This is a genomic window from Streptomyces sp. WAC 04229, assembly GCF_003947455.1.
Taxonomy (GTDB): domain Bacteria; phylum Actinomycetota; class Actinomycetes; order Streptomycetales; family Streptomycetaceae; genus Streptomyces.
Genome location: NZ_QHJH01000276.1, coordinates 1 through 6855 on the forward strand (window position 1 = coordinate 1; position 6855 = coordinate 6855).

Genomic DNA, 6855 nt, shown 5'->3' on the forward strand with positions numbered 1-6855 from the left:
GCGTGCCGGTGTCCTCTCCCGCCGGGTCCGGCCCCACCTCGCCCCCGCCGCGGCCGGACGCGGCCGGAGAGGACACCGGCACGCCCTCCGATTCGCGGCCGTCCGGTGGGGGCGCCGGTGAGGCCGGGACGAGTACCCGGACGACGTCCTCGGCCGTGTCGACGAGGGGGGAGCCGAGGGCCGCGCCCAGGGCCGAGGCGGCGACCGGGTCGGCGGTGCCGGAGACGGGGCGGGCGTGGACGACGTGCCAGTGGGTGACGCCCCCGCCGCCGATGAGCGGCGCGGCCTCCTCGGGGCGGGCGCCCAGCAGCAGCCGTACGAGTGCCGAGGAGCGGGCCGCACCCGTGCCGCTCTGGTGCTCGCCGGTGAGCAGCGAGAGCAGGACGGCGGCGACCGACGCGATGGTGTGGTCCCCGGACTCCCGGTGCGGCGCGGCGACGCCGAGGACGAAGCCCTGCCCGGTGCCGAGCGCGTACGCGGCGAGACGCGTGCCGGCCACCGTGTCCGTGGCGGTGGTGGAGGTGTGGCCGGTCACGAACCGGGACAGCTCCGCCAGCGCCCGCCGCTACGATCCGCCCGACGTAGGCGTCGAAGTAGGCCGGGCCCGGGTCCGTGCCGCGCGGGACGTGCACCCCCGCCGTCAGCAGCAGTTCGCCGCCCAGCAGGTACGGATAGGGGTCGGCCATCTCCGAGGTGTGCGCCCAGTGCACCGCCACGCCCGCCGGGGACGGCCCCGCCATCCGGCGCAGCCCCAGGTCGTCGCGGGCCAGCAGGGCCGCGAGGGAGACCGGCGGCGTCGGGGGCGTGGAAGGGCCAGGCGGAACGGTCGGCTCCGGCATGATGGACGTTTCCTCCACTTCAGCGGATGCGACTGGATGAAACGTACACTTCGCAGTCGCTTTCCGGCCACCTAGTGTCAACCCGGACCGGAATCCAGACCGGCGGCCGCGGGTACGGGCGGATGTCCCCGCGGGCAGCCACCGGACCACCCCCAGCACGACCCGCCACCGACAGTGCGCGAAGGAGGCCCCCATGGCCGTCGACTACATCGTGATCGTCGTCTATCTCGCCGGCATGCTCGCCATGGGCTGGTGGGGCATGCGCCGTGCCAAGTCCAAGAGCGAGTTCCTCGTCGCGGGGCGCCGGCTCGGCCCCGCGATGTACTCCGGGACCATGGCGGCGATCGTCCTCGGCGGCGCGTCCACCATCGGCGGCGTCGGCCTCGGCTACCAGTACGGCTTCTCGGGCGCCTGGATGGTCGTCACCATCGGCCTCGGCCTGCTCGCCCTGTCCGTCTTCTTCTCCGCCCGCATCGCCCGCCTGAAGGTCTACACCGTCTCCGAGATGCTCGACCTGCGCTACGGCGGCAGGGCCGGTGTCATCTCCGGCGTCGTCATGTGGGCGTACACCCTGATGCTCGCGGTCACCTCGACCATCGCCTACGCCACGATCTTCGACGTCCTCTTCGACGTGAACCGCACCCTCGCGATCATCCTGGGCGGCTCCATCGTCGTCGCCTACTCCACGCTCGGCGGCATGTGGTCCATCACGCTCACCGACATGGTGCAGTTCGTCGTGAAGACCATCGGCGTGCTGCTCCTGCTGCTGCCCATCGCGGTGGTCAAGGCCGGCGGCTTCAGCGAGATGAAGGCCCAGCTGCCGACCGAGTACTTCGACCCGCTGGGCATCGGCGGCGAGACGATCTTCACCTACGTCCTGATCTACACCTTCGGCATGCTCATCGGTCAGGACATCTGGCAGCGCGTCTTCACCGCCGGCAGCGACCGCACCGCGAAGTGGGGCGGCACCATCGCCGGCACCTACTGCCTCGTCTACGCCGTCGCCGGCGCCGTCATCGGCACCGCGGCCAAGGTGCTCTACCCGAACCTCGCCAGCCCCGACGACGCCTTCGCCACCATCGTCAAGGACGAACTCCCCATGGGCGTGCGCGGACTGGTGCTCGCCGCCGCCCTGGCCGCCGTGATGTCCACCTCCTCCGGCGCCCTCATCGCCTGCGCCACCGTCGCCAACAACGACATCTGGTCCCGGCTGCGCGGCGTCCTGCGCAAGACGGACGGCGAACACGACGAGGTGAAGGGCAACCGCGCCTTCATCCTCGCGATGGGCGTCCTGGTCGTCGTCATCGCGATCGCCCTCAACGACGTCGTCGAGGCCCTCACCGTCGCCTACAACCTCCTCGTCGGCGGCCTCCTCGTCCCCATCCTCGGCGGACTGCTGTGGAAGCGCGGCACCGCGCACGGCGCCCTCGCCGCCGTGGCGGTCGGCGGCCTCACCGTCGTCGGCCTGATGGCCGGCTACGGCGTCCTCGCCAACGAGCCGATCTACTACGGCCTGCTGGCCTCCCTCGTCGTCTACGTCGCCGTCTCCCTGGCCACCCGTCCCACCGACGAGGCGATCCTCGCCGCGTGGCGCGAACGTCTCGCCGGACGGTCCCCCGAATCCCCGTCCGAACCGCCGGTCCCGGCACCCCAGTAGAGTCGGACGGCAGTAGTACATACGCGACGAAGCGTAAGAAGGAAGGCAGTACATGAGCAGCAACGAGACGCCCCGCGGCCCCGTCGACTCCTCCCGGATCCCGCGCTACGCCGGACCCGCGACCTTCGCCCGGCTGCCCCGCCTGGACGAGGTCGGCAGCGCCGACGTCGCCGTGGTCGGCGTGCCGTTCGACTCGGGCGTCTCGTACCGGCCCGGCGCGCGGTTCGGAGGCAACGCCATCCGCGAGGCCTCCCGCCTGCTGCGCCCGTACAACCCGGCGCAGGACGCCTCCCCCTTCGCCCTCGCCCAGGTCGCCGACGGCGGCGACATAGCGGTCAACCCCTTCAACATCAACGAGGCCGTCGAGACCGTGGAGGCCGCCGCCGACGACCTCCTCGGCACCGGCGCCCGCCTGATGACGCTGGGCGGCGACCACACCATCGCCCTCCCGCTGCTGCGCTCGGTGGCGAAGAAGCACGGCCCGGTCGCCCTGCTCCACTTCGACGCCCACCTGGACACCTGGGACACCTACTTCGGCGCCGAGTACACCCACGGCACGCCGTTCCGGCGCGCGGTGGAGGAAGGCATCCTGGACACCTCGGCCCTCTCCCACGTGGGCACCCGCGGCCCGCTGTACGGCAAGCAGGACCTCACCGACGACGAGAAGATGGGCTTCGGCATCGTCACCTCCGCCGACGTCTACCGGCGCGGCGCCGACGAGGTCGCCGACCAGCTCCGCCAGCGCATCGGCGACCGCCCCCTCTACATCTCCATCGACATCGACTGCCTGGACCCCGCCCACGCGCCCGGCACCGGCACCCCCGAGGCCGGCGGCATGACCTCCCGCGAACTGCTGGAGATCCTGCGCGGGCTGGCGTCCTGCAACCTGGTCTCCGCCGACGTCGTCGAGGTGGCCCCCGCCTACGACCACGCCGAGATCACCTCCGTCGCGGCCTCCCACACCGCGTACGAACTCACCACGATCATGTCCCGCCAGATCGCGCAGGCCCGCGCGACCGACCAGGAGGCCGAGAGCAAGTGACCCACGACCACGACCTGGTACTCCGTCCGACCGCCGCCCAGACGGAGGCCGCGCTGAACCCTCCCCCCGGCCGCAACGGCGGAGACCTGGTCGTGGAGACCCTGGCCGGACTCGGCGCGACCACCGTCTTCGGCCTGCCCGGCCAGCACGCCCTCGGCATGTTCGACGCGCTGCGCCGCTCGGACCTGCGCTACATCGGCCTGCGGGTGGAGAACAACGCCGGTTTCGCGGCGGACGCCTACGGCCGGATCACCGGCGAGGCGGCCCCGCTGCTGCTGTCCACCGGCCCGGGAGCCCTCACCTCCCTCGCCGCGCTCCAGGAGGCACGGGCGGCCTCCGCCCCGGTCCTCGCGATCAGCAGCCAGATCCCCACGGCCGGCCTCGGCGGCGGCCGCCACGGCTACCTCCACGAACTCCCGGACCAGGCGGCCTCGTTCCGGGGTGTGGTGAAGTCCGTCCACACGGTCCGCACCCAGTCCCAGATCCCGTCCGCGATCGCGGAGGCGTGGACGTCCGCGCTGACCGTCCCGCACGGACCGGTGTGGGTGGAGATCCCGCAGGACGTCCTCCTGTCCGAGACCCCGATCCCGGTGGTGACCGGCGGAGACACCTTCCCCGAGGAACTCCCCCCGCGCCCCGAACTGACGGCGGTGGCGGCCGACCTCCTCTCCCGCGCGGAACGCCCCGCGATCATCGCGGGCGGCGGCGTCGTACGCGCGGACGCCTCGGGCAAGCTGCGGCAGCTCGCGGAACGCCTCCAGGCCCCCGTCGCCACGACCTTCGGCGGCAAGGGCGCGTTCCCGTGGACGCACCCCCTCTCCCTCCAGTCCTGGCTGGAGGACCGCCACACGACGGACTTCCTGGAGGACGCCGACGTCCTCCTGGTGGTCGGCTCGGGTCTCGGCGAACTCTCCTCGAACTACCACACGTTCAAGCCGCGCGGCCGGGTCGTCCAGATCGAGGCCGACCTCGGCAAACTGGAGTCCAACCACCCGGCCCTCGGCATCCACGCCGACGCCCGCCTCGCCCTCCAGGCCCTGCTGGAGACGGTGACGGACCGCACCGACCCGGCCGCCGCCGACCGCGTGCGGGGCGTGCTGGACAAGGTCCGCGAGCGCATCGGGTCCCAGGAACTCACCCTGGAACAGGACGTCCTGGCCGCCGTCCGAGGAGCCCTCCCGCCCGGCGCCCCGTCCTTCTGGGACATGACCATCCTGGCCTACTGGGCGTGGTCGGCCTTCGACGCCAAGGCCCCCAACACCATGCACTCCGCCCAGGGCGCGGGCGGCCTCGGCTACGGTTTCCCGGCGGCCCTCGGCGCCGCCGCCGCCGACCCCACCCGCCCGGTGCTGGCGGTCTCCGGCGACGGAGGCGCCCTGTACTCCATCGCCGAGCTTGCCACCGCCCGCCAGTACGACCTGAACGTCACCTGGCTGATCGTCGACGACGGCGGCTACGGCATCCTGCGCGAGTACATGACCGACGCCTTCGGACAGCCGACGGCCACGGAACTGACCCGCCCGGACTACGTGGCCCTGGCGGAGTCCTTCGGCGTGCCGGGCACGCGTACGTCGCCGGAGGCGCTGGAGGCCGACCTGGCGAAGGCCCTGGCCGCACCGGGACCGTCGGTGGTCGTCCTCCCGGCCGTCCTGCGGATGTTCGCGCCGACGCACCTCGACTGAGGCGGCAGAACGCCTACCAGATCGCCTCGACCCACTCCGGGTGGTCGACGAACGGGTTGCGGTTGTGCTGGTAGGTGTCGTAGATGACCTGGTTGCGGCGCTCCTCGAAGGCGTCCGGCGGGTCCTCGTCGTTCCAGGTCTTCAGGACGGAGAGCTTGCCGATGTACGGGTTGCTGCCGTTGTCGACGCTGCCGTTGACCTCCAGGTCGGGGAAGCCCTCGCCGCCCTCGTAGCGGGTCGCCATGTAGAAGATCATGCGGGCCACGTCGCCCTTGACCGCGTCGCGGGGCTCGAAGGAGTCGGCGTCGGTGAGGCTGCCGCCGCTGTCGGTGAAGCCGCTGCCGCCGTCGTCGAAGTCCTTGTTGCCCCGCACGCTGTTGACCCCGACGTCCTCGGGGCGCAGGTGGTGGATGTCCGTGCCCGGGCCGGTCGCGGTGCCGAAGTCGCCGTGGGACTTGGCCCACACGTGCTCGCGGTTCCAGTCGCCGGTGTCGCCGCCGTTCAGCGACTTGCTGCGGGAGAGTCCCGAATAGAGCAGGACCACGTTGCCGCTGTCGGCCGGGTCCTGGTCGGTGTTCTTCAACGCGTCCCAGACCGCCGAGTACGAGAGCTTCGTCTGGTCGCTGATGATCGTGTGGAGGGACGACTTGAGGCTGTCGCCTGTCTTGCCGACCGCGTTCTTGTAGTACGTCGAGTCGTAGTCCGAGGCCGTCGTGGTGGTCGTGGCCGTCGTCGCCGTGGCCGTGGCGGCGGTCAGCGAGGGGGCGGCGAGTCCGGCGAGGACGGCGGCCGTGGCCAGGGCCACCGCTTTCCGGCGCCGTGTGCGTATCGCGAGCATGTGGGGTGTCCGATCTACGCGGGTTGAGTGGAGCGGTGCAACGAGCGTGACATGGACATGTGGGAGGTGGGGTGTACGGCGGGTGTCGATTGCGTGTCGGCGGCCCCCGGCCGTGTGGGTCGGGGGCCGCCGTGACGGGTGTGGCGAGGGTCAGGTGACGTCCGACGCGTCCAACCGGTAGACGGCCGAGGTGTTCTGCGCCTGCGAGGCGGACGCGGAGGCGTACTCGCTCTCCTCGACGGCCGTGCCGTGCTCCTGGACCCACCGGGTCACCGGGGAGCTGACCCCGGAGCCGCCGCCCACGCCGCCGCCGACCTGGATGTAGTGCAACTCGCCCTTCTTCACCAGCTCCTTGAGCCGGGTGAGGGTCATCGCGTTGTCGCTGCCCGACCAGCCCCACATGGAGATGACCGGTTCGCCACTGCTGAGGATGAACTGGGCGGCGCTCTGCGAACCGGAGACCGCCAGCAGCCACTTGGCGCCGTCCTGGTGCTTCTTCAGGTAGGCGACGAGCCCGGTGCTCGCGCCGCCCATGCCGCCGCCACCCATGCCCCCGCCGAAGCCGCCCGCGCTGCCCGGCTGCCCGCCCGCGCCGGTGCCGCCGGACGCACCCGCGTCGCGGCCCGTGCCGTCAGCCGCCGCCGTGTCGCCGTTCGCGGCGGTGCCGGTCCCCGGTGGTGTACCGTTCGGGGCCGCCCCGCTCGCCCCGCCCGGAGCCCGGCCCTCCCCCCCGCCCCCGGGACCGCCCCGACCGGCCTGCGGCTGCCCGCCGGGCCCCTCACCGCCTGACCTTTCAC

At 72.4% G+C, this 6855-nt stretch carries 4 protein-coding genes and 2 pseudogenes; 3 read left to right on the forward strand and 3 right to left on the reverse strand.

The features are described from left to right. Positions 1-839 (reverse strand): annotated as a pseudogene (locus tag DMH12_RS36095) (PucR family transcriptional regulator); the annotation flags it as partial. Between the two features lie 193 nt (positions 840-1032). Between DMH12_RS36095 and DMH12_RS36100 the strand changes: the two are divergent. From DMH12_RS36100 to DMH12_RS36110, 3 genes are read left to right on the forward strand one after another with little or no spacing between them, the layout of a single operon-like run. Further along, complete coding sequence (locus tag DMH12_RS36100; RefSeq protein WP_125495524.1) at positions 1033-2496, forward strand: sodium:solute symporter; 1464 nt, start codon at positions 1033-1035, stop codon at positions 2494-2496. Between the two features lie 52 nt (positions 2497-2548). Beyond that, complete coding sequence (gene speB / locus DMH12_RS36105) at positions 2549-3538, forward strand: agmatinase (protein WP_125495525.1); 990 nt, start codon at positions 2549-2551, stop codon at positions 3536-3538. Further along, complete coding sequence (locus DMH12_RS36110; protein WP_125495526.1) at positions 3535-5220, forward strand: thiamine pyrophosphate-binding protein; 1686 nt, start codon at positions 3535-3537, stop codon at positions 5218-5220. The genes speB and DMH12_RS36110 overlap by 4 nt, the downstream gene beginning before the upstream one ends. A gap of 13 nt (positions 5221-5233) precedes the next feature. On the opposite strand, the gene DMH12_RS36115 is transcribed toward DMH12_RS36110, so the two are convergent. Continuing rightward, complete coding sequence (locus tag DMH12_RS36115; RefSeq protein ID WP_125495527.1) at positions 5234-6058, reverse strand: endonuclease I family protein; 825 nt, start codon at positions 6056-6058, stop codon at positions 5234-5236. Between the two features lie 150 nt (positions 6059-6208). Then, positions 6209-6855, reverse strand: a pseudogene (locus DMH12_RS39360) (hypothetical protein); the annotation flags it as partial.

Coding starts and splice junctions, on each gene's coding strand:
- DMH12_RS36100 (WP_125495524.1), top strand. CDS start 1,033: ATGGCCGTCGACTACATCGTGATCGTCGTCTATCTCGCCGGCATGCTC.
- speB (WP_125495525.1), top strand. CDS start 2,549: ATGAGCAGCAACGAGACGCCCCGCGGCCCCGTCGACTCCTCCCGGATC.
- DMH12_RS36115 (WP_125495527.1), bottom strand. CDS start 6,058: ATGCTCGCGATACGCACACGGCGCCGGAAAGCGGTGGCCCTGGCCACG.